At 71.7% G+C, this 21,341-nt stretch carries 16 protein-coding genes; 9 read left to right on the top strand and 7 right to left on the bottom strand.

Features of this window, described 5'->3' with window-relative positions; all coding sequences use genetic code 11:
* Positions 1–96 precede the first annotated feature (96 nt).
* Positions 97–1,311 (top strand): pyridoxal phosphate-dependent aminotransferase, encoded by a 1,215-nt coding sequence (locus ACGFNU_RS29535; protein WP_392598778.1) that lies wholly within the window; start codon positions 97–99, stop codon positions 1,309–1,311.
* A gap of 67 nt (positions 1,312–1,378) precedes the next feature.
* On the opposite strand, the gene ACGFNU_RS29530 is transcribed toward ACGFNU_RS29535, so the two are convergent.
* The 3 genes from ACGFNU_RS29530 to ACGFNU_RS29520 form a co-directional block, all read right to left on the bottom strand.
* Positions 1,379–2,338 carry an SGNH/GDSL hydrolase family protein gene (locus ACGFNU_RS29530; RefSeq protein ID WP_392598776.1) on the bottom strand — a complete coding sequence of 320 codons (960 nt, stop codon included), beginning with the start codon at positions 2,336–2,338 and terminating at the stop codon, positions 1,379–1,381.
* A gap of 163 nt (positions 2,339–2,501) precedes the next feature.
* Positions 2,502–4,157 (bottom strand): alkaline phosphatase D family protein, encoded by a 1,656-nt coding sequence (locus tag ACGFNU_RS29525; protein ID WP_392598774.1) that lies wholly within the window; start codon positions 4,155–4,157, stop codon positions 2,502–2,504.
* Between the two features lie 77 nt (positions 4,158–4,234).
* Positions 4,235–6,352 (bottom strand): ATP-dependent DNA helicase, encoded by a 2,118-nt coding sequence (locus ACGFNU_RS29520; RefSeq protein WP_392598824.1) that lies wholly within the window; start codon positions 6,350–6,352, stop codon positions 4,235–4,237.
* A 260-nt stretch (positions 6,353–6,612) separates the two neighbouring features.
* On the opposite strand from ACGFNU_RS29520, the gene ACGFNU_RS29515 reads away from it, so the two are divergent.
* On the top strand, positions 6,613–8,238 hold the full coding sequence (locus ACGFNU_RS29515; protein WP_392598772.1) for a sulfatase: 1,626 nt from the start codon (positions 6,613–6,615) through the stop codon (positions 8,236–8,238).
* Here the strand turns inward: ACGFNU_RS29515 and ACGFNU_RS29510 are convergent.
* Together ACGFNU_RS29510 and ACGFNU_RS29505 are read right to left on the bottom strand one after the other, a co-directional pair.
* Positions 8,190–9,188 carry a hypothetical protein gene (locus ACGFNU_RS29510; protein ID WP_392598770.1) on the bottom strand — a complete coding sequence of 333 codons (999 nt, stop codon included), beginning with the start codon at positions 9,186–9,188 and terminating at the stop codon, positions 8,190–8,192. The genes ACGFNU_RS29515 and ACGFNU_RS29510 overlap by 49 nt on opposite strands.
* A gap of 175 nt (positions 9,189–9,363) precedes the next feature.
* On the bottom strand, positions 9,364–10,572 hold the full coding sequence (locus ACGFNU_RS29505; protein WP_392598768.1) for a helix-turn-helix domain-containing protein: 1,209 nt from the start codon (positions 10,570–10,572) through the stop codon (positions 9,364–9,366).
* A 623-nt stretch (positions 10,573–11,195) separates the two neighbouring features.
* Between ACGFNU_RS29505 and ACGFNU_RS29500 the strand changes: the two genes are divergently transcribed.
* The gene (locus ACGFNU_RS29500) at positions 11,196–12,215 is read left to right on the top strand and encodes an alpha/beta hydrolase (protein WP_392598766.1); all 1,020 of its coding nucleotides are present in this window, start codon (positions 11,196–11,198) and stop codon (positions 12,213–12,215) included.
* A gap of 160 nt (positions 12,216–12,375) precedes the next feature.
* Here ACGFNU_RS29500 and ACGFNU_RS29495 read toward each other — a convergent pair whose 3' ends face one another.
* Positions 12,376–13,620, bottom strand: coding sequence for a helix-turn-helix domain-containing protein (locus ACGFNU_RS29495; RefSeq protein WP_392598764.1), 1,245 nt, complete (start codon positions 13,618–13,620; stop codon positions 12,376–12,378).
* Positions 13,621–13,934: 314 nt separating this feature from the next.
* Between ACGFNU_RS29495 and ACGFNU_RS29490 the strand changes: the two genes are divergently transcribed.
* From ACGFNU_RS29490 to ACGFNU_RS29480, 3 genes are all read left to right on the top strand, one after another.
* Complete coding sequence (locus ACGFNU_RS29490) at positions 13,935–15,083, top strand: hypothetical protein (RefSeq protein ID WP_392598762.1); 1,149 nt, start codon at positions 13,935–13,937, stop codon at positions 15,081–15,083.
* A 128-nt stretch (positions 15,084–15,211) separates the two neighbouring features.
* Positions 15,212–15,601, top strand: coding sequence for a hypothetical protein (locus ACGFNU_RS29485; protein WP_392598760.1), 390 nt, complete (start codon positions 15,212–15,214; stop codon positions 15,599–15,601).
* 87 nt (positions 15,602–15,688) lie between these two features.
* On the top strand, positions 15,689–16,645 hold the full coding sequence (locus ACGFNU_RS29480; RefSeq protein ID WP_392598758.1) for an alpha/beta hydrolase: 957 nt from the start codon (positions 15,689–15,691) through the stop codon (positions 16,643–16,645).
* A 4-nt stretch (positions 16,646–16,649) separates the two neighbouring features.
* Here the strand turns inward: ACGFNU_RS29480 and ACGFNU_RS29475 are convergent, their stop codons facing one another.
* Entirely contained in the window at positions 16,650–17,690 is a 1,041-nt protein-coding gene (locus ACGFNU_RS29475) for a saccharopine dehydrogenase family protein (RefSeq protein ID WP_392598756.1), read from the bottom strand.
* Positions 17,691–17,785: 95 nt separating this feature from the next.
* Between ACGFNU_RS29475 and ACGFNU_RS29470 the strand changes: the two genes are divergently transcribed.
* The 3 genes from ACGFNU_RS29470 to ACGFNU_RS29460 all read left to right on the top strand — a co-directional run bounded on the left by ACGFNU_RS29470 (position 17,786) and on the right by ACGFNU_RS29460 (position 21,321).
* On the top strand, positions 17,786–18,763 hold the full coding sequence (locus ACGFNU_RS29470) for a DJ-1/PfpI family protein (RefSeq protein ID WP_392598754.1): 978 nt from the start codon (positions 17,786–17,788) through the stop codon (positions 18,761–18,763).
* A 9-nt stretch (positions 18,764–18,772) separates the two neighbouring features.
* A complete protein-coding gene (locus tag ACGFNU_RS29465) occupies positions 18,773–19,249 on the top strand; it encodes a hypothetical protein (protein ID WP_392598752.1) in 477 nt (158 codons plus the stop codon).
* Between the two features lie 212 nt (positions 19,250–19,461).
* Positions 19,462–21,321: a DUF6801 domain-containing protein gene (locus tag ACGFNU_RS29460; RefSeq protein WP_392598750.1), complete on the top strand. Its 1,860-nt coding sequence runs from the start codon at positions 19,462–19,464 to the stop codon at positions 21,319–21,321.
* The last annotated feature ends 20 nt before the right edge of the window (positions 21,322–21,341 follow it).

The following is a 21,341-nucleotide window of genomic DNA, read 5'->3' as shown; positions in this document are numbered from 1 at the left end:
CGCCGGCCCGTGGCGTCCCCTTGAGTTCCAGGGGTGCCACGGGCCGGCGGAGGCCTCGGCCCGACGAGGGCCGGCGGGCAGGACTAGATTTGTTTCATGCAGGTGAACCAGTCGTCGAAGCTCACCAATGTCTGTTACGACATCCGCGGGCCGGTGCTCAAGCGGGCCAAGGAGCTGGAGGCCGAGGGGCAGCGGATCCTGAAGCTGCACATCGGCAACCCGGCCCCGTTCGGCTTCGAGGCCCCGCCCGAGCTCCTTCAGGACATGATCCGCAATCTGCCGGAGGCGCACGGCTACAGCGACTCCAAGGGGATCCTGTCCGCCCGCCGCGCGGTGGTGCAGCGGTACGAGAACGAGCACGGCCTCATGGGCTTGGACGTCGAGGACGTCTATCTGGGCAACGGCGTCTCCGAGCTGATCGTGATGACCCTCCAGGCGCTGCTCAACGACGGCGACGAGGTCCTGATCCCGGCCCCGGACTACCCGCTGTGGACGGCGGCGACCTGCCTGGGCGGCGGTACCCCCGTCCACTACCTGTGCGACGAGCAGGCCGGCTGGGCTCCGAGCCGCTCCGACATCGAGTCGAAGATCACCGACCGCACCCGCGCGCTCGTCCTCATCAACCCGAACAACCCCACCGGTGCCGTCTACCCCCGCGCCGTGCTGGAGCAGCTCGTCGAGGTCGCCCGGCGCCGCAACCTGATCATCTTCGCGGACGAGATCTACGACCGGATCCTGTACGACGGCGCGACGCACACGTCGATCGCCTCCCTCGCGCCCGACCTGCTCTGCCTGACCTTCGGCGGCCTCTCCAAGAACTACCGCGTCGCGGGCTTCCGCTCGGGCTGGGTGATCCTTTCCGGCTCCAAGGAGCACGCCGAGTCGTACATCGAGGGCCTCGACATCCTCGCCAACATGCGGCTCTGCCCGAACGTCCCCGGCCAGCACGCGATCCAGGCCGCCCTCGGCGGCCACCAGACCATCGACGACCTGGTGCTTCCCACCGGGCGGCTGGGCGAGCAGCGCGACCGCGCCTGGAAGCTCCTCAACGACATTCCGGGCGTGAGCTGCGTCAAGCCCAAGGGCGCCCTCTACGTCTTCCCGCGCCTGGACCCCGAGATGTACCCGATCGTGGACGACATGCGGTTCGCCCTCGACCTCCTGGAAGAGCAGAAGATCCTCGTCGTGCAGGGCACCGGCTTCAACTGGCCCGACACCGACCACTTCCGCGTGGTCACGCTCCAGCACGCCGACGAGCTGGAAGAGGCGATCGGCCGCATGGCCGACTTCCTCCACTCCCGCCGTCGCTGAGGCCCGCCGAAACGTGTGCGGGCGGGGCCGCCGGGCCCCGCCCGCACCAGCTCAAGCGTGCGACCGGTCAGGCGGCGGCCTCGCGGGAGACCAGGGCCGACGCCCAGAAGCTCCGCACCCAGCTCTCCTGGGCCAGGACCGTCTGGCCGCTGGTGTTGGGGTGGAAGTAGTCCCAGCCGCTCACCTGAGAGAGGGTGAACGGGTAGGAGAAGAGCGCGTCGCCGTCGAAGCGGCAGTTCGCCCCGTACTCGGCGCACACGGTGGACAGCACCTGGTTGAAGGCGATGACGCGCTGGCGGACGCGGTCGCGCCGGGCCGTGTCGGCCGCGGCGGTGGAGGTCGGGTTGGCCAGCATCGACTGGCAGATGCCGAACGCCGACCACGCGGTGCGGGCGGCGGCGCTGGTGCGGCCGACCTCCCAGAGGCGCTTGATGTCGGGGACGCTCGCGACGAACACGAGCGCGCTGGGCATACCGGTCTTCAGCGTGCTCATCGCACCGCGGAACCGGGTCTCGTAGTCGGCGACCGAGGTCATGGAGGACTCCGACGACGTGCAGGCGTCGTTGGCGCCCATGAGGATCGTGACGTAGCCGGCCTGCTGCGACACGGCCGTCTGGGCCTGGCCGTTCAGGTCGGCGATCTTCGCGCCGGAGCGGGCGTCGTTGTAGGCGGTGAGCGCGCTGTTCTGGGCGCGCAACCGCAGGTAGTGGCTGTTCACCGAGCTGGTGGAGCCGGTCGACCAGGACCGGCTCGGGCAGTCGGAGTACCAGCCGCAGGCGTTGAAGCCGCGCGTGATGGAGTCGCCCAGCGAGGCCATCCGGGCGGGAACGGGGGGAGCGGCGGCGGTCCGGGCCTCGGCGGTGGCGGGGATCGTGACCAGGCCGGCCGCGAGCGCGGTGGCGGCGAGGACCGGGGTGAGACGGTGGCGGGGGTTCAGGTGGCGGGTGACCAGGTGGGAGACGGCCAGGCGGCGGGGCGGGATCGGACGACGGCGTGGGGTCGGACGACGGGGTGGGTTCGGACCCACGGGACACCTCCGTAGGGGGAACGGAAGCGATCGCTCTTGCGGCGCCGATGTGAGTGTGAACGCCGTTCTTGTGGTTAACAAGACGTGTTTGCGAAGAATGTCAATATTGGTCCGATTGCCAGTGTCGGCTTTGTCAGTGTCAGTCCGATTGGGATGGTGCGGCCTACAGCGGCTGGTCGTTGTCGGGCGCCTGCGAGCGGAGATGCATGGTCCGTGAGGCCGGCGGCGTGTCGTGGGCGGTGACCGTGATGCCGGGCTTGCCGGCCTCGACCACGAACTCGGCGGCGGTCTTGATGGTCGCGCCCGTCTGCCTGCGGACGGTGTCGACCACGCGGAGCCTGCTGGTCATGCGGTCGGACTCGACGTCGCAGACCACGTACCCCCGGCGTCCGTCCCAGTACTTCCAGTGCGGGTTCTCGGCCCGCAGCGGATCCCAGCGCCGGTGGAACGCGGTCTGGTCGGTGTCGCCGCCGGACGAGACCGACGTGCCCACGATCTCGGCGCCGACGGTCGCCGAGGCGGGATCGTCGAAGTCGAGCTTGAGGTCGGAGGCCCAGGTGGCGTGCCGGTCGCCGGTGACCACGACCGGGTTGCGGACGCGGCCGGAGCCGAAGAGCCGCATGAGCCGCGCGCGCTGGACGAGGTAGCCGCCCCAGTTGTCCCAGTCGCCGAAGGCGTGCCCGGGACCGGCCGCCTCGTCGCTCTGGGCGATCATCACCTGGTTGGCGAGGACGTTCCAGCGCGCGTCCGAGCGGGTGAGGCCGCGGGTGAGCCAGCGTTCCTGCGCGGCGCCCGTGATCGTGGCCACGGGGGCGCTCGCCCCCTGCTCGTCGGCGGGCTGGTCGCTGCGGTACTGCCGGGTGTCGAGGACGTGGAGCGACAGCAGGCGGCCGAAGTGGAACCGGCGGTAGAGCTGCATGTCGAGCCTGTGGGGCATCGACCCGCGGCGGAGCGGCATGTGCTCGTAGTACGCCTGGAACGCGGCGATCCGGCGGTCGTGGAACTGCTCGGGCAGCTGCTTGGCCGGGTCCTGCGGCACCGCGCCGGCCCAGTCGTTGTCGACCTCGTGGTCGTCGAGCGCGACGATCCAGGGGCAGAGCGCGTGGACCGCCTGGAGTTGCGGGTCGGTGCGGTACTGCGCGTGGCGGTCGCGGTACTGGCCGAGGGTGGACGGCTCGTCCGTGCCCTCATGGGTGCGCACGCCGCTGGTGGACGGCGGCGACTCGTAGATGTAGTCGCCCAGGAACGCCACGAACGCCACGTCCTCCTTGAGGAGGTGCTCGTACGCCGTGTAGTAGCCGTCCTGCCAGCTCTGGCATGAGGCGAACGCGAAGCGCAGGCGCCGCGGGTCGGTGTACGAGGACGGGGCCGTGCGGGTGCGCCCGGCGGGTGAGATCTCGGTGCCGGCGCGGAAGCGGTAGAAGTACTCGCGGTCGGGTGACAGCCCGCTCACCTCGACATGGACCGAGTGCCCGAGGGACGGCCTCGCCAGGGCCCGTCCCGCCCGGCGGACGTCCTGGAACCGCTCGTCGGCGGCGATCTCCCACCGGACGACGACGTTCCGGTCGGGCATGCCGCCGCCCTCGACCGGCTTGGGGGCCAGCCGGGTCCACAGCACGACGCCGTCCGGCTCCGGATCGCCCGAGGCGACGCCGAGCGTGAAGAGGCCGGTGGGCAGGGGGCCGCCGGCGGCCGTCCGGACGCCGGCCCGGACGCCCGTGACGGGATCCAGGAGCACCGGGCCGATGAGCCCGCTCGCCGCCACGGCGCCGGTCCCGGCGAGGAACCGGCGCCGGCGGAACGGACGAGATGGGGTCATGCCATGCCTCCCGGACGCGCGGGCATCGCCGAAGATCATAAGCCCGGGGGGACGAGAATCGGCTGATCAGAGTGTGGTCAGGGTGTGGTGTCGCCGTCTTCGCTGGTTTCCGCGCCGGCCGGCGCGGCGGGGGCGGCCGCGGCGGCGTCGAGGCGGCGGAGCGCGCCGCGGACGGTCTCGGCGTCCGTGGTGGCCCAGAACGGCGGCAGCGACGACTTGAGGAAGCCGCCGTAGCGGGCCGTGGCGAGCCGCGGATCGAGGATGGCGACCACGCCGCGGTCGTCCATCGAGCGCAGCAGCCGTCCGGAGCCCTGGGCGAGCAGGAGCGCGGCGTGCGTGGCCGCGACCGCCATGAACCCGTTGCCACCGCGCGCGGCGACCGCCCGCTGCCGGGCCGAGGAGACCGGGTCGTCGGGCCGGGGGAACGGGATCCGGTCCATGATCACGAGTTGCAGTGACGGGCCGGGCACGTCCACGCCCTGCCAGAGCGACAGCGTGCCGAACAGGCAGGTCCGCTCGTCCTCCGCGAACTGCTTGACCAGCAGGGAGGTGGAGTCCTCACCCTGGCAGAGCAGCGGGTGGGAGAGGTGGTCCTTCAGCTCGTCGGCGGCCTGGCGGGCGGCCCGCATGGACGAGAAGAGGCCCAGGGTGCGGCCGCCGGCGGCCTCGATCAGCTCGGTGATCTCGGTGAGGTACGCGTCGGCGAGGCCGTCGCGGCCGGGCTGGGGGAGATGCCGCGCGACGTACAGGATCCCGGCCTTGGGGTGGTCGAACGGGGAGCCCACGTCGATGCCGGACCAGACGAGCTCCGTGTCGTCCTTCTTGCTCTTCTCGGTCTCGTCGTCGGCCGTCGCGGCCAGGCCCTCGGCGGCGGTCCGGGCCTCCGGCACGGCGGGCGCCTCCAGGGGCGGCAGGCCCCACTGGCGGGCGAGCGGCTCGAACGATCCGCCGAGCGTCAGCGTCGCCGAGGTGAGGATCGCGGTGCGCTTCTCGAAGAGCGTCGTGCGCAGGAGGCCGCCGACCCCGATCGGCGCGACGTGCAGTGTCGGCGGGCGCTTGGGGCGGCCGTCCTGGACGAACGGCTTGTCGAGCCACACCACGTCGTGGCGCGCGGCGATCTCGGGTTGGAACGACTCCAGCAACCGGACGGCCGTGTCGTGCAGGTCGTCGAGCGCGGACCGGGCGGCCTTGCGCGCGGCGGCGTCGCCCGGCTCCTGGTCCTTCTTCTCGGGCCCGAGGGCGCTGAGGCAGGCGTGCGCGGCGTCGCGGACGACCACCAGGGTGTTGCCGAGCGCCTGGGAGAGCACGTCCATCCGGCCCGCGGGCATCTCCTCCAGCAGCAGGCTCAGCCCCTCGGCCGACTCCTTGAGCCGGTCGGCGACGCCCTCTTCGATCAGGCGGCCGCAGCGGCGCGCGGCGGTCTCGACCGCGGCGGCACTCAGATCGCCGGTGGCGACGGAGGTGACGCGGTCGACCAGCTCGTGCGCCTCGTCGACGATCACCACGTCGTGCTCGGGCAGGACCTGGAACTCCTCCAGCGCGTCGATGGCGAGGAGCGCGTGGTTGGTGACCACGATGTGCGCCTCGCCGGCCTCGGCCCGCGCCAGCTCGGCGAAGCACTCGGTGCCCTGCGGGCAGCGCGTCGCGCCGAGGCACTCCTTGGCGCTGACGGCGACGTTGCGCCAGGCCTGCTCGCTCACTCCGGGCACCAGCTCGTCGCGGTCGCCGGTGGTGGTCTCGTCGGCCCACTCGTTCAGCCGCTTGACCTGGCGCCCGAGGGCGGAGAGCTGCTGCGGGTCGAACAGGCTCGCGCCGCCGTCCTCGGGATCGTCGGGCACGCCGGTCTGCACGCGGTGCAGGCACAGGTAGTTGCGGCGTCCCTTGAGGATCGCGAACTTCAGCTCCTTGCCGAGCAGCGGGCCGAGCGTCTCGGCCAGCCGGGGCAGGTCGCGGTCGACGAGCTGCCGCTGGAGCGCGATGGTCGCCGTCGACACCACGACGGTGGTGCCCTTGTCGACCGCGTGCCGGATCGCCGGGACGAGATAGGCGAGCGACTTGCCGGTGCCGGTGCCCGCCTGCGCGGCGAGGTGCTCCTTGGCGCGGATCGACCGCTCGACGGCCTCGGCCATGCGTACCTGGCCCGGGCGCTCCGCCCCTCCGATGGCTTCGACGGCGGCGGCCAGCAGGGTCGCCATGTCCGGAATCTGGGTGTCGCTGTCGGTCAGCAGGTCTGCGGCGGGCACGTCGGCCAACGCTACCGGTCCGGGCGGACTCCCGCGTCCGACCTCAGACAGCGACAACCGGCGGTTAAAGAAAGTCACTCACCGTGATGTCGGCGGGCTCGCGGGGAAGAAGATGGAGGTAGTGATGCTGAGGGAGGGATGCAGGGGGAGGGATGTTGAACCGTGCCGTTCGCCACCGTCGCCGCCATCGGCGGCGCTGGCTCGCTGGGCTCATGGCGCCGCTGCTCGTGCTCTCACTCGGGGGCCCGGCGGCCGGCGTGCCGCGGTCCGCGCCGCCCGGGGGAGCGGCGGCCGAGGGAACGGCGGCCAGGAGAGCGGCGGGCGGCGGGGCCCGGCCCAACATCGTCGTGGTGCTGGCCGACGATCTCGACCGCACGGAGCTGAACCTCTTCCCCAACCTTGCCCGGCTCCGGCGCGAGGGCACCAGCCTGACGAACTTCATCGTCTCCGACTCGTGGTGCTGCCCGTCGCGGTCGACGATCCTGCGGTCGCAGTACGTGCACAGTCACCGCGTGCTCACCAACAACCCGCCGAACGGCGGTTTCCCGGAGTTCTACGCCCGCGGACTCGACCGTTCGACGGTCGGCACCTGGCTGCGCTCGGCCGGATACCGGACGGGCCTCATCGGGAAGTTCCTCAACGGCTATCCGAACGGCGCGAGCCCCACGTACGTCCCGCCGGGCTGGGACGACTGGCGCGTCCCGGCACCGCGCCGCATGTACCGGCAGCGCGATTACCAGCTCGTCGAGCGGGGCGTTCTCGTCCCGTACGGGAGCGCGCCCGAGGATCACCTGGACGACGTCCTCACGAGCAAGGCCGTCTCGTTCGTGCGCGAGACGCCCAAGGCCAAGCCGTTCTTCCTCTACCTGGCGCCCGTCGCTCCGCACCTGCCCGCGGCCTCCGCGGCCCGGCACGCGGGGGCGTTCGCGACGGCGAAGGTGCCGCGCACCCCCTCGTTCAACCGTGCGGTCAAGCGGACCGGGACGGCGGGCCTCACCGACGAGGCCGGCGACGGCGCGACCGGCACGACCGGCGCGGAGAAGGCCGCCCCAGGATTCGGGGAGCCGCGCTGGATCAGCGGCAAGCCCAAGCTGAGTGCCAAGGACATCAAGCGGATCGACGCCATCCACCGTGATCGGCTGCGGTCCATGCTGTCGGTGGACGACATGGTCGGCGCGGTGATGAAGAGCCTGCGCGACACCGGGCGGCTCCAGAACACCTACATCTTCTTCACCTCGGACAACGGGTTCCATCTCGGCCAGCACCGGCTGCAGCCCGGCAAGACCACGCCGTTCGAGGAGGACATCCGGGTGCCGATGCTCGTGCGCGGTCCCGGCGTCCCGGCGGGCGGCACGAGCTCCGCCCTGGCGGGGACCGTCGACCTCGCGCCGACGTTCGCCCGGCTCGCGGGGGCACGCGTCCCCCCGTTCGCCGAAGGACGTCCGCTGACCTCGCTGCTGCGCGGCCGCGAACGGCGGCACTGGCGCCGCGCGATGCTGGTCGAGTTCTTCGCGGGCAAGGCCAAACAGCATCCGGAAGGGCCGGACTGCGACACGCGTGTGAAGCACGCCCGCGGCTGCCCGCTGCCGCCGACATACGCGGCGTTGCGCACCGGCCGCTACACCTACGTGGAGTACGCGACCGGGGAACGTCAGCTCTTCGACCTCGCCACCGACCCGTACCAGCTGCACAATCTCGTCGCGGATCCCGCTCTCGCCGGCAAGGGCCGATCGCCGAGGGCCGATCGCATCCGTGCCCGGCTCCATCGGCTGTCGGCGTGGCTGGAGCGCTACCGCAGGTGCGCGGGCGCTTCCTGTCGCAAGGCCGACCGGCGCTGAACGATCGTCACCCGGCCCCGTCTGCTGTTGCGGCGTGTCAGCCGCAGGCGGAGGATCACAAGCCAGCCGACCGTCAGGAGGGCAGCCAGCCAGCCAGCCTGAACGGCCGTGATGTTCTCCGCGCTGTCGATAGGGGCGGAATTGCCGCGCAGCGCGGCAGGTCCGAGCGGCGTCCCGGTCGCGAGCGCGATCTGCGGTGTGGCGATCGGAGGGAGCGCCACCTGCGGTCCCGGCGGCGGCGCGGCCGGCGCGGTCGGCGCCGTCGTGGAACCGGGCGGCAATGACGGCACGCCGGGCGGCACGCTCTGCCCGCCGGCCCCGGGCGGCGGCGTCGCGGGGGCCGGACCGCCCGTGACGGAGATCGTGCGGGTCACGGTCGTGGTGGCCGCGTGGCTCGCGGAGGCCGTCGCCACCAGCGTGATCGTCCCGGCCCGGGCGTTCGCCGGGACGCGCACCACCGACAGCGCGGACCGGCTGCCCGAGATCGTTCCGAGGCCCTGCGAGCTCGGCGAGGTCGAGGCGCCGGCGGCGGTCAGCCGGACCACGGCGCCCGTGGCCGCCGCGCGGGCCGACGACACCTGGAGCGTCGCGGTCAGCGAGCCGCCCGGGACCGCCGAGCCCGCGGAGACCGACAGGACGAGCGACAACTTCGGCGCGGGCGACGGCTTCTCTGGCTTGGGCGGCTTTGGAGAAGAGGGCGGGTCGGTGGGCTTGGACGTCTTCGTCGGCGTGGGCGACGGCTCCTTCGTCGGCGTCGGGTCCGGGGACTCGCTGGACGTGGGCGATCCGGACGGCTCTCCGGAGACGGGCGGCGTGCCGGGCGTCGGATCCGCTTCGCCGAAGTTCCCCATCGGGGAGTCGGCGGAGGACCCGGACGAGTCCGGCAGGCTCGCGGTCACGGCGACGACGGACGCGGTACCGACGCCGACCGCGAGAAGGGACCCGGCCACTTTCAGCGAGCGTTCCGCGCGCACTTTCCCGCCCATCTCCGAGGCCGACAAGAATGGAAGTGAAAGGGATCGGACCACGGTTCATCGAAGCGGGCAAGGCTCCCGGCAAGAGTCTGTTGCCCGTTGCGCACGGCCCGTCGTGGTGCGCGCCCGGTGTTGTCACCGGGCGCGCATTTCAGACTCCCGTGGCGCGCCGGCGCAGATACATCGCACGGAGCACGACCTCGATGCCGAACCGCGACTCCGGGTCCTGGAGGCGATCGCCGAGGGTGCGTTCGAGCTGGCGCATCCGGTAGCGCACCGTCTGCGGATGGACGTGGAGCAGGCCGGCCATCTCGGCCGCCGTTCCGCGGGTCACCAGCCACACGCGGAGCGTCTCGACGAGCCGTTCGTACTGCGCCGGGGTCAGGTCGTCCATGACCGCGAGCCGGCGCCGCGCGAGCTGCTCGATCAGCGGGATGTCCGACAGCAGCCAGAGGCTGACGAGGTGGTCCTCGCACAGGGTCAGCGGCCCGTCGTCGAGGACGCCGCGCCGCGCCAGGGCGAGGGCCTGCCGGGCCCAGCGCAGGGAGTCGGACGCGCGGGACAGCGGAACGGTGAGGCCGACGGCCGCCCGGTGGTCGGGGAGGGCCGCGCGGAGCATGGCGAGGCGGCCCGGGGTCAGCGGGCCCGGCAGCAGCATGTGCGGGCTCGCCGACTCGAAGTCCACGAGGACGTCGCCGTCGAGCGTCGCCCGGACGTGGCGCGCGCTGGGCTGGGTCGCGACCAGCACCACCTCGTCCGGCACCGTCCAGCCTGCCGTCTCCGCCAGGTCACGGATCGCGGCCCGGGAGACCGACGGGCCTTCGAGGACGAGGCGCAGCAGGCGGCGGCGCCGTTCGTCCACGATCGCGACCGGGCTCTGCTTGGCCCGCACGTAGCCGTCGAGGGCGAGCGCGGCGAGCCGGTCCATGTAGGCGAACACGGTGTCGGCCAGCCCCGACATCACGGCGGCGGAGACGTCGAAGCGCGGCGCCGCCTTCATGATCCGGCGCCAGGCGACCTGGCCGCTGATCCGGAACGCGGCCTGCAGGCAGTCCAGGCTCCGCCCCTCGTGCGCCTCCAGCCGGCCGAGCTTGCGGCAGGCCTCCTCGTGTGACGCCCGGACGGTGGCCGGGTCGGCGATCTGGTCGACGAACGCGGCGAGATGCCGTTCCACGGTCGCCCGCAGCGTCTGGCCGTACACGCCGTCCAGGGGCCGGGCGTACTCGGGGATGGCGCGCCGGATCTCGGTGATGATCTCCTCGGTCAGGGTGGGCAGCTCCGGTCGCATCAGCGCGGCCAGCCCGCGGGGGACCGGGAACGCGGGATCTTCCAGCGCCCCCGGCTCGAGAGTCTGCGTCATCGGGACACACCTCCGTCACCGCCGCCGTCGGACCTCGCGGACCGTTCCCGGGCGGGGCCGCCATCGGGACCGGTCCGGCCGTCACGCCGGCGGTAGCACGAGACCACGACGGTGGGCGGGACGCGCCGAGCGGGGACCCCTGCGCACCGTTCCAGTCGTGGTCCAGGACCTTCTGAAAGCTAGAGGAGTTCGCCGCCGCGCTGTACTAAACCGCTGCCAAACAGGGACTCGGAAATGTGCACCGGCGTACATAAAAGCAGCGGTGATCGATTCGGCGTGCGGGCGTTGCGCGAAACGGGCTCGCGCATCCGTTGATAAACCGCCGGGTGCACTTGATCGGCGAGTGAGTATCACTCGGTGAGCAGGAATTGCGCAGAGTGAGTCACCGGATGACTTTTCCCGGCCGTCACCGGCTGGCTACGGTGAGGATCGATGGTGGCACGGACCGGGCGCCGCCGGACGTGCCACCATTCATCATTCGACCCACGACCTTCGGGCAAATTACTGCTTCATATGAGTAGTCCGATCTGCTCATTTCCGGTACCTTTCTCCCCGTCGTGATCATGATGGACGGCACGGAGGGACGCCGAGGGATGCGTACAACGAAGTCGCGAAGGTCGGCCGTGACGAGAGCCCTGACCGCGCTCCTCCTGGGCGTCGGCCTGGTACCGGCGGCGCTCCCCGCGTCCGCGTCCGCGGCCCCGCGAGTGGCCGCGGCGGTCCCGGCCGACGACGGCGCGCAGATCACCGGTGAGACGTGGCTGGACTCGTCCACGGTCGACCTGACCGTCCAGTCCCCGGCGGTGGCGCAGACGGTGAAGGTCCGTGTGCGCGTGCCCCAGGGCTGGCAGCGTGACGCCGCGCGCACGTGGCCTGTGGTGTTCGCTCTCGGCGGCGGTGACAGCGAGGACAACCAGGCCACCTGGATGGACCGCACCGACATCGAGAACGTGGCCGCGCAGTGGGACGCCCTCCTCGTGATGCCGGACCCCGGCCAGGCGGGCTTCACCAACTGGTACAACTACGGCGCCTTCGGGGCGCCGGCGTGGGAGACGTTCCACACCGACGAGCTGCGCCAGCTCATCGAGCGCAACCTGCGGGGCGGCGACCGCCGCGCGGCCATCGGCATCTCCTCCGGCGGGCTCGGCGCGATCACGATGGCGGCGCGGCATCCCGGCCTGTTCAAGTACGCCGCCTCCTACAGCGGCCTGCTGCACATCACGATGCCGGGGATCGACACCCAGCTCCTGCTGCTCAACGCGGGCGTCGGGGACGCGTTCCGGATCTGGGGCATCCCGGTGCTGCACGGGGCGAACTGGCGGGCCAACAACCCCTACGACCTGGCCGACAAACTGCGCGGGACGGGCCTCTACGTCTCGTCCGGCACCACCGGCAACCGCGGCCCGCTCGACCCCACCGACATGACCCTGCCCGAGGCCATCAGGGCGCGGCTGGTCGGCGGTGTCAGCGAGCAGCTGACCGGCCTCACCTCGTCCGCCTTCGTCACCAGGCTCAGGGCGCTCGGCATCCCCGTCACCGCGAACCTGTACGGCGACGGCTGGCACCAGTGGAAGTACTGGGACCGCGAGATGAAGACCTCGTGGCCGGCCGTCATGCAGGCGATCAACGGGCAGCGGATCTGACCAACCAGCCACACGCCGAGACGTGACCGGCAGGGCGTGCGACGGCAGGGCGCGTGACGGCAGGGCGAAGCCCGCACGCCGCGGCGTGACGGCAGGGCGTGTGACGGCAGGGCGAAGCCGCCCACCGCGTGCGGCGGGCGGGTTCTCACCCTGGCGGGGATCAGGCGGAGCGGTCGCCTGATCTCTGGCCGGTGGCCGGGTCGGCGCGGCCGCGCAGCGCCGTCGCGCGGAGCACGGCCTCGATGCCGAAGCGCGCCTCGGGGTCCTTGAGCCGCTCGCCGAGGCTCTGCTCGATCCGCCGCATCCGGTAGCGGACCGTCTGCGGGTGGATGTAGAGATGCCGGCCGATCTCGGCGGCCGTGCCCCGCGTCACCAGCCACGCCTGCAGCGTCTCGGTGATCCGCTCCCGCTGGCCGGGCGTCATGCCGTCCAGGCTCGCCAGCTCCCGCCGCGCGATCTGGTCGATCAGCTCGGGGTCCGACAGCAGCCACAGCGTCACGAGATGGTCCTCGCACGCCACCACCGGTCCGTCGTCGATGATCCCGCCGTCGGCGAGGTCGAGCGCCCTGCGCGCCCACCGGAGCGAGTCGGCCGCGCGCACCGGCTGGACGGTGAGCCCGGCGGCGAGCCGCCGGCCCGGGATCGCCGCCCGCACCATGGCCTTGCGCGCCATGGTCAGCGGACCAGGGATCAGCAGGTACGGCTCGGGGCCCGCCAGGTCGAGCAGCACGTCCTCGTCCAGCGCGGCGGGCGCGCACCGCACCCCCGGCCCGGTCGCGACGAGCGTCACCCGCTCGGGGATCTTCCACCGGAGCGCCTCGGCCAGCTCGGTGATGACCATCGCGTTCCCGGCCGAGTCCTCCAGGATCAGCTGGAGCAGCCGCCGGCGCCGCCCGTCCATCGCCCCGGCCGGATGCGTCTTGGCCTCGGCGTATCCGTGCAACGACAGCGCCACCAGCTCGTCGAGGTAGGCGAACACCGCGTCCGCCAGCCGCGACATGACCGACGAGGACAGCTCGTGCCGGGGCGCGACCTTCATCAGCCGCCGCCACGCCACCTGCCCGCCGGTCCGGAACGCCGCCTGCAGGGAGTCCATGCTCCGGCCCTCGTGCGCCTCGATCCTGCCGAGCTTGCGGCAGACGTTCTCGATGCCGTTCTTCGCGGCGGCGCCGGGCGGGACCGCGATCCGGTCGACGAACGTGGCCAGGCCCTCCTGCACGCCGAGCCGCAGCACGTGGCCGAACGGGCCGTCTATGGGTCCCGCGTACTCCGGGATGCTCCGCCGGATCTCGGCGACGATCTCCTCGGCCAGGCTGGGCAGTTCCGGCCGCAGGATCGGCGCCAGGCGCGGGGGGAGGGGCAGGGTCGGGTCCTCCAGGAATCCCGGCTCGAGAGTTTCAGTCATGCGACACCTCCGTAGGACACCCGAAGTCTGTCGCGCGATGAGCACTTTCTCTCTATGTCGAATGCACGCTCCCGCCGGAAAATGCTCACGCAGGTTAATAGCGCGTGACCGACGGCCCGCGCGGAATCGTCTTGTGCTCCACATCGGACAACTCTCCGGCGTGGATTGTCAGCGGCGGACAAGCCCGCGTTCCGAGGGCCCCTTTTTCGCGCCTGTCCGGTGAATGCCGGATGTGGCCATCGCGCACGGCTTCCCGGGCCGTTCCGACAGTGCCAGTATTTGCTGGCAACGTCAGAACGATCAAGGAGGGGCCGATGGAACGAGCACGAGCGGTGTCCCGGCGGAGCATGATCGGCATGGGGCTCGCGGCGGGTGCCGGGCTGATCGGCGGCGACCTGGTGGGGACGGCGTCGGCTGCGGGACGGGCACCGGCCACGGCCGGTTGGGTCCCGGCGACGCTTCCGCCCGAAGCCACCCCGCAGCTGTGGGCGGTGGCCGCGCCGGGCCCGCGGACCGCGTTCGCCGTGGGCCAGTACGGCTGGAACCAGCGGGACGTGGTGAACGTGCTGCACTGGAACGGGCGCCAGTGGCGGACCGTGCCCGCGCCCCCGCTCCAATGGAACTGGTACATGGACGTGGCCGCCGCCGGGCCGCGCGCTGCCTGGATCGTCGGACTCGGCCTCCAGGACGCCGCGCCCCTCTCGCTCCACTGGAACGGCGTCGCCTGGAAGCAAGTGCCCTTCCCCACGGCCGCACAACCCGCGTCCGGGTCCGCCAACGCGCAGCTCATGTTCGGCGTGGGCATCCCCCGTGTGGCGGCCGAGCCGGGCGGCACGGCCTGGGCGATCGGCGGATCGCTGGCCGCCGAGCAGGAGCCCGTGGTGCTGCGGTTCCAGGGCGGCCAATGGGTGCGCCGCCAGGTCGAGGTGCCCGAACGCGGCAAGCTCGCCTCGGTCGCGGCCCGCGCGCCATGGGACGTCTGGCTGATCGGAGGGGTGCGGGAGACCGGCCTGGCGTTCACCCTGCGCTGGAACGGCCGCGCCTGGCAACGCTACGACTTCCCCGAGGCGGCGACCTTCGAGGCGGCGACGATTCTGCCGGTCTCACGTAACAGCGTGTGGGCCTACACCGGCTCCATGGGTTCGCACTGGCTGTGGCGTTGGGACGGCACCGCCTGGACCAAGGTGACCAGCGTGCCCTGGAACAGCGCGGCAAGGTTCTTCCCCTACTTCGGCTCGCTCGCCTTCGATGGACGTTCGGGTGTGTGGATCCCCGCCGCGGGCGGCGCCGCCCGCACGTCCTACCTGCACTGGGACGGCACGGCGTGGACCACCGCGCAGGGCCCCGCGCGGGAGATCTCGGTCGATGTCAGCGACCTCGTGCGGATTCCGGGGACCGGCTCGATCTGGTCGGTCGGCTGGGAGGGGGAGGGCTACGACCCGGTTCTCGAACGGCTCACCTAAGCCTCCCCGATGTGTCCGTCTAGCGCGGAGGTGATGGGCATATGCGGCATATGCGGCATATGTGGAGACCTTGTGGTGGTCCGGTGAAGGCCGGTCCCTGATCGGGGATCGCCGATCAGGATCGGTCCATGGGACGGGCAGGAACGGCCGGGTTCATCGTCGCCGGCGCGTGCGCCGGGCTTCTGGCGGCCGTGGTCACCATCGGGAAGCTGGCGGAATCGTGGTCGGCCTGCCGCTCCGAACTGGAGCCCGGGGGCCGGTTCGCGCTCAGCCTGCTGAGCGTCACCGCGCTGCTCGTCATGCCGATGGTGGCGGCCGCGATCGCCGGGCTGGCCGTCGCCGCCCGCGCGGCGTTCCGCGACTCGCGCTTCGGGCCGATCCTGGGCGCCTCGATCACGGTGCTCGGCGCCGTTTTCGTCCTCCTGCTGGTCGTCGGCTGGATCGTGGTCGGCGACCCGCCCGCCGGCTACTGCGACCTGACTTCGTCCTTGCGCGTTCCGCGTGGGGACGAGGGCTGAGTTTTGGCGTGAGATGAGCAGCTTTGCCGGAAAGGTGCTGCATAGGGTCGGGGCACTTCACCCGGGGGCAAAAGGAGAGTGCTGCTCATGGAGCCCGTCATCGAGGAACGTCCAGGTTGCAGCAAGCAGGCGCGCCGCTTCTCGGCGTTCATGAGGTACGTCGTCAGGCCGATCTTCCGCTACAGCCCGCTCACCACGTCCATGCTCCGGCTGGCCGCAGTCCTGGACCTCGGTGCGCCGCTGCTCATGCGCCCGGCCCGTGACACCGGGATCGAACGGGTCGGCCTCGACGGCTTCCACGGCGAATGGATCCGCCCGGCCGGTGTCACCGATCGCGGCCGGGTCATCCTCTACCTGCACGGCGGCGGGTTCTTCTGCTGCGGGCTCCGCACGCACCGCAAGCTGATCGAGCGCATCGCCGAACGGTCGGACGCGAACGCGTTCTCCGTCGCCTATCGCCAGCTTCCGAACGCGCCGCTGGCCACCTCCATGGCCGACGCCCTCGCCTCGTACCGCTGGCTCCTCGACCAGGGTCACGACCCCCGGAACATCGTCATCTCCGGCGACTCCGCGGGCGCTTTCCTGGCGTTCACCACCGCTCTGGACGCGCTCAAGTCCGGCCTGCCCGCTCCCGCCGGGATCGCGGCCCTCTCACCGTTGGCCGACCTGGACCACGAAGGCCGGGCGAGCTACCCGCACACCAAGACCGACACCTATATCCCGGTGCACCGCCTCAAGGCCCTGAAACGCCTTCTTCTCGCCGGGACGGACGGCGATCCCCTTCCGTCCCCCTGCGACCGGGCGCTCCAGAACCTCCCGCCCGTCCTCATCATCGTGGGCTCCCGCGAGGGCCTCCGCTGGGACGCCGAGCTCATGGCCGAGCGCCTGGCCGCGGCCGGCGTCCCGCACCGCCTTCAGATCTGGGAGGATCAGATCCACGTCTTCCCGGCCTTCGCCGGCGTCATCCCCGAGGGCATGCAGGCCATCGACGAGGTGGCCTCGTTCGTCCGCGAGACCACCGCCCCGGAGCACGCCGCCGCCTGATCCGTCACAGTGACAGCTCGTCCAGCGGCAGGGACCGCAGGAAGTCCCCGGCGTCGAAGATCTCCCCGGCGGTGACGACTCCGGTGGCCCGGCCCCGGCCGGCCAGGATCCGCTCGACGGCCTCCACCACGATCGGCGCGGTGAAGGCGTAGATGTCGCGGCCGCGCGCCGCCGCCCGCCGTTCCTCGCCGCCCTTGCGGACGACCGTCTCGACCACGAAGACCTGGGCCGACCGGCCGCTGTCGTCGGCCGCCTGCGGGCCTTGAGTCTCCGGATCCATGAGGTCTTTCAGCGGGGCGGCGTTCACGAAGGTGCTGATCCGCTCGGTGTCCAGGTGCCGGGAGATGGTGATCACATCGGTGGTGGAGAACTCCCCGATGACGTCCTGGGTCCCGAACGGAGCGGGGAACGTCCAGGTGCCCTCCGGAGCCGGCTCGTCGCCCGCGAGCACGCTCAGCCGATGGTCGGAGAAGACCACCCGCCGTCCGGCCCGGCGCCGTCCGGCCAGCACGGTGCCCCGGGTCGGCTGCCAGCTGTCCAGGGCCACCGCGATCGAGATCTCGTCGGCCGCCGGCCAGTCGCCCATCGCGGCGGTGGCGAGCAGATCGCCCAGCGCGCCGTAGAACGCCATCACCGGCGCCACCACGATGCCCGCCTCCTTCACCCGCGGATCGTCCCGGTAGGTGTCGAAGGTGTCGATCGCGACCAATGTCTCCGCGGTCAGGTCCAGGTAGTGGATCCGGGCGCGCAGCGCGGCCTCGATCAGCGGCGGCGCGGTGTCCTCGAACGGCCCGGCGGCATTGATCACCGCCGCCGCGCCGTCGATCGCGCGGTCGAGCGAGCCGGCGTCGTCGACCGTGGCGACCCTCCACTCCACGCCGGGGTGCTCCGCGGCGGCGGCCTCCAGCTTCGCCGCGTCCCGCCCGGACAGCACCGGCGTCCAGCCGCGCTCCAGCAACTCCGCCGTCACGAACCGCGCGGTGTGCCCGTAGGCGCCGTACACCGCGATCACCGGGTTGGCGGGGCGGTCGTGGGTCTTCGTCATCAGGTCTCCTTCAGCCGTGCGAACTGCGTTCATCCTGCTGGAAGCCGCCGCGGGCGGACACCGCCCGGGGCGTCAACCTGCGCTAGGTTCGCGTCATGCGCCCCCATCGCGTCGTCATGGCCGTGACCGACGACATGCCGATCTTCGAAGCGGCCGTCCCGTGCCAGGTCTTCGGCGTCGACCGCCCGCACCTGGCCGATCCCTGGTACCGGTTCTCGGTCGTCCCTGTCGGGGACGCGCCGGTCCGGCTGAGCCCGGGGTTCACCCTCGCGCCGGACCCCGGTGGGTGGGACCTGGACTCGACCGACACCCTCGTCGTCCCGGCCTGCGAGAACGTGCACGACGACCCGCCCGCCGAGCTGGTCGACGTCGTCCGGGAGGCGTACCGGCGCGGGATCCGGATCCTGTCGATCTGCTCCGGCGCCTTCGTCCTGGCCGCCGCGGGGGTGCTCGACGGGCGCCGGGCCACCACCCACTGGCTGCACGCGGACGAGCTGAGCCGCCGCCATTCCGCCGTCCGCGTCGACCCCTCCGTGCTGTACGTGGAGGACGCCAACGTGATCACCTCCGCGGGCACGGTGGCCGGCATCGACGCCTGCCTGCACCTGGTGCGGATCGACCACGGCGCCGCGGTGGCCGCCGAGCTGGCCCGCCGCCTGGTCACCCCGCCGCACCGGGACGGCGGGCAGGTCCAGTACCACCGCCCGGCCTCGCCCGTGGTCCGCGACGACTGGCTGCCCGCTCTGCTCGACTGGGCCGGCGAGCATCTGCACCTGCCGCTGTCCACCGCCGACCTCGCCGCCCGGGCCAACGTCAGCGTGCGCACCGTCGAGCGCCGGTTCGGCGCCACGCTCGGGATGCCGCCGCTGCGCTGGCTGCTCCAGCAGCGGGTGCGCCGGGCCCAGCAGTTCCTGGAGACGAGCGACCGGCCGATCGGATGGATCGCCGACACCTGCGGCTTCGGCGGCGCGGCCAGCCTGCGGGCGCATTTCGCCCAGATGGTCGGAGTGTCGCCCACCGTCTACCGCCGCACGTTCCACGAACGCACCGGCGCGACCCGCATCGCGAGCTGATACCGCGTCATGGGCGGCACAGCGTTGAGCGTCCTGAGCCCGTACGCCGCTGAGCGTGTCGAGCCGATCGCGGTGGCGGAGATGGTCGCCGAAGGCCTGGCCCGGTCGGCGTCGGATCCGGGCTCCTGGTACTCCGCCGACGGCCTGCCATACGGCTATGGAGTCCAGGCGCCGGACGCGGAAACCGAGCCAGAGCAGCTCCAGAGCCTTGAGCGGGCGGCCGGGGTGACGATGAGCTCCGACGTCGTCTTCCACATCTTCGTCAACGACCGTTCCGGCCGCCCCGCCCTGGCCCGCATGGCCCAGCGTGTGGCGCGTCGGGTCGAGGGTTGGGTGTTCGTCGAGTTCTCCGAACCGCCCTCCGCGGAGTTGCTCGGGCAGCTGGCCGCCGCGGGCCGGTGCGTCGATGTCGGCGGGGCGGTCTTCCTTGATGCCGCCGCGATGACGGCGTGGAACGTCCATCCAGAATTTCACGTGGTCAAGTAATTGAAATCGGTGTTCGTCATCGAGTGATAAGTTCCGGCGTTGATTTTGTCGCCGGGAAGCGTCACACCGGATAGCAGGCGATGAGTAAGGCCGTCGGGCGGCTTACTCATCTGATGCCAAATGTGGTGTGGATGTGGAGCTTGGTATTACGCCGCGGTTAATCGCCTCTCTAGTCTTGGCCGGCAGTCCCCGGTACTGCACGAGAGGCGGCGATGAACGTCAGGATCATCTCGGGACGGCGCCGGGCCCTGGTGGGCCTGGTCGCCGCGGCGGGGCTCGGCTGCGGCCTGCTCGGCCTCACCGCGCTGTCCGGCCCGGCTCCGGCGCGGGCCGCGCCGGACGGGGTGACGATGCGGTTCCGGTGCGAGTTCCCCCTCATCGGGCCGCAGGACCTGGACGTCACGATCAAGACCAATGTGCCGAAGGTCGCGGTCGTCGGCGAACGGCCCGTACCGCGGATCGTCTTCGAGACCGTCGCGACCCTCAACGCGAAGACGACCAACGGCCTGCGGACCCTGGACGCGGCCACGTTGTCGGGCACCGCCCTCGCACGGGCGGCCGCGGTGACGCCCGAATACCCGAACGGCGTCTCGGTCGCCCCCCGGGCGGAGATCGCCAAATCGGGCATCCCACCGGCCGGCTCGTTCAAGGTCCCGGCGACGGGCTCGACCGTCGGGCTGTCGTTCGACGAGCCCGGGGCGGGCAAGCTCGTCCTCAGGGAACTGGTGCTCTACCCCATCCTCAGGAAGGCGGACGGCAGTCCCACCGACTTCAAGGACGGGCTCGAAGTCCCCTGCAAGCGCACGTCCGGCAGCGATCTTCTCGCCGAGTTCGCCATCGTCGCCTCCGACACGCAGCCACCCTCCAAGCCCGGGAGGCCGGGTGCGACCGCGCTGACGGGCACCACCGCGATGTTGAAGTGGGGGGCTTCGACGGACGACGTCGGTGTGAGCGGCTACAACATCTACGACGGGACTAAGAAGGTGCTCAGCACCTACGGCCCGGAGACCACCGTCACCATCAGCGGCCTCACGCCGAACTCGGCACATACGTTCAGCGTTGTCGGGCGCGACTTCTACGGCAACGAGTCCGAGGCCAGCGATCCGGTGACCGTCCAGCTCGGGCCGGACGTGCCGGAACGGGTGCCGCCGACCACGCCCGGAGACCCCACGGCCACCCATGTCGGGGGCGTCTGGGTGCGGCTGAAGTGGGGCGCGTCCACCGACGACGTGGGCGTCGCCTTCTACGACATCTACAACGGCGGCAAGCTCACCGCCTCCTTCCCCGGCACCGGCGAACCCGAAGGATGGGTCGAGGGGCTCGCGCCGCTGACGTCGTACACGTTCACGGTGCGTGCGAGGGACGCGGCGGGCAACGTGTCGGCGTCCAGCGAGCCGGTCACGGTCCGCACGCTCAAGGGCGCACCCCAGGGATGCGGCGACTACCCGGACGCGCCGCCCGACCTGGCGTCGCGCGGCTGCGTGTACATGGCGGGCTACAACAACGTCACCAAGCTCGACGGCGCCGCGATCGTCAACGACCCGAAGCAGGACCCGGCCTTCGCCAATGTCGCGTTCAAGACCGTCGAGGAGAAGTACGTCAAGGCGAGGTTCAGGTTCGTCCGGCCGCTCCGGTCCCGGACCACCTTCCTGACCTTCGGTTTCATGCCCACCACCGCGACGATGGAGTTGCGGCAGATCGGCGCGGGCTCGCTGGAGGGCGAGTACCGGGACGGCGGCTACGCCATCAAGGCGTCGGCGACCATGCGGGTCCGCGTCTACGGCGCGACGGCCAACGGCGCCCCGGTCGACGTCGGCGCCCGGTGCGCCACCGCGAAACCGATGCGGATCACGCTGACCGCCACGCCGGCGGACTACAAGGACATCCTCGAAGGCGGCCTGCTGACCGGGACGACCACGATCCCTCCCTTCGCGGGATGCGGTGTGGGCGAGGATCTCGATCCGCTCTTCACCGGGGCGATCGCCGGCGGCGGCAACCTCATCAAGATCAGGCAAGGCCCCATCTGCAAGAAGCAGACGGCCGAGTGCCTCCCCGTCCAGCCCGAACGCTGACGGAGTGCGCCCTGGGCCTC

Source organism: Spirillospora sp. NPDC048911, from assembly GCF_043198015.1.
Lineage (GTDB): Bacteria > Actinomycetota > Actinomycetes > Streptosporangiales > Streptosporangiaceae > Spirillospora.
Note: the sequence above shows the minus strand (reverse complement) of the source record. Positions and strands in the feature narration are given on the sequence as shown.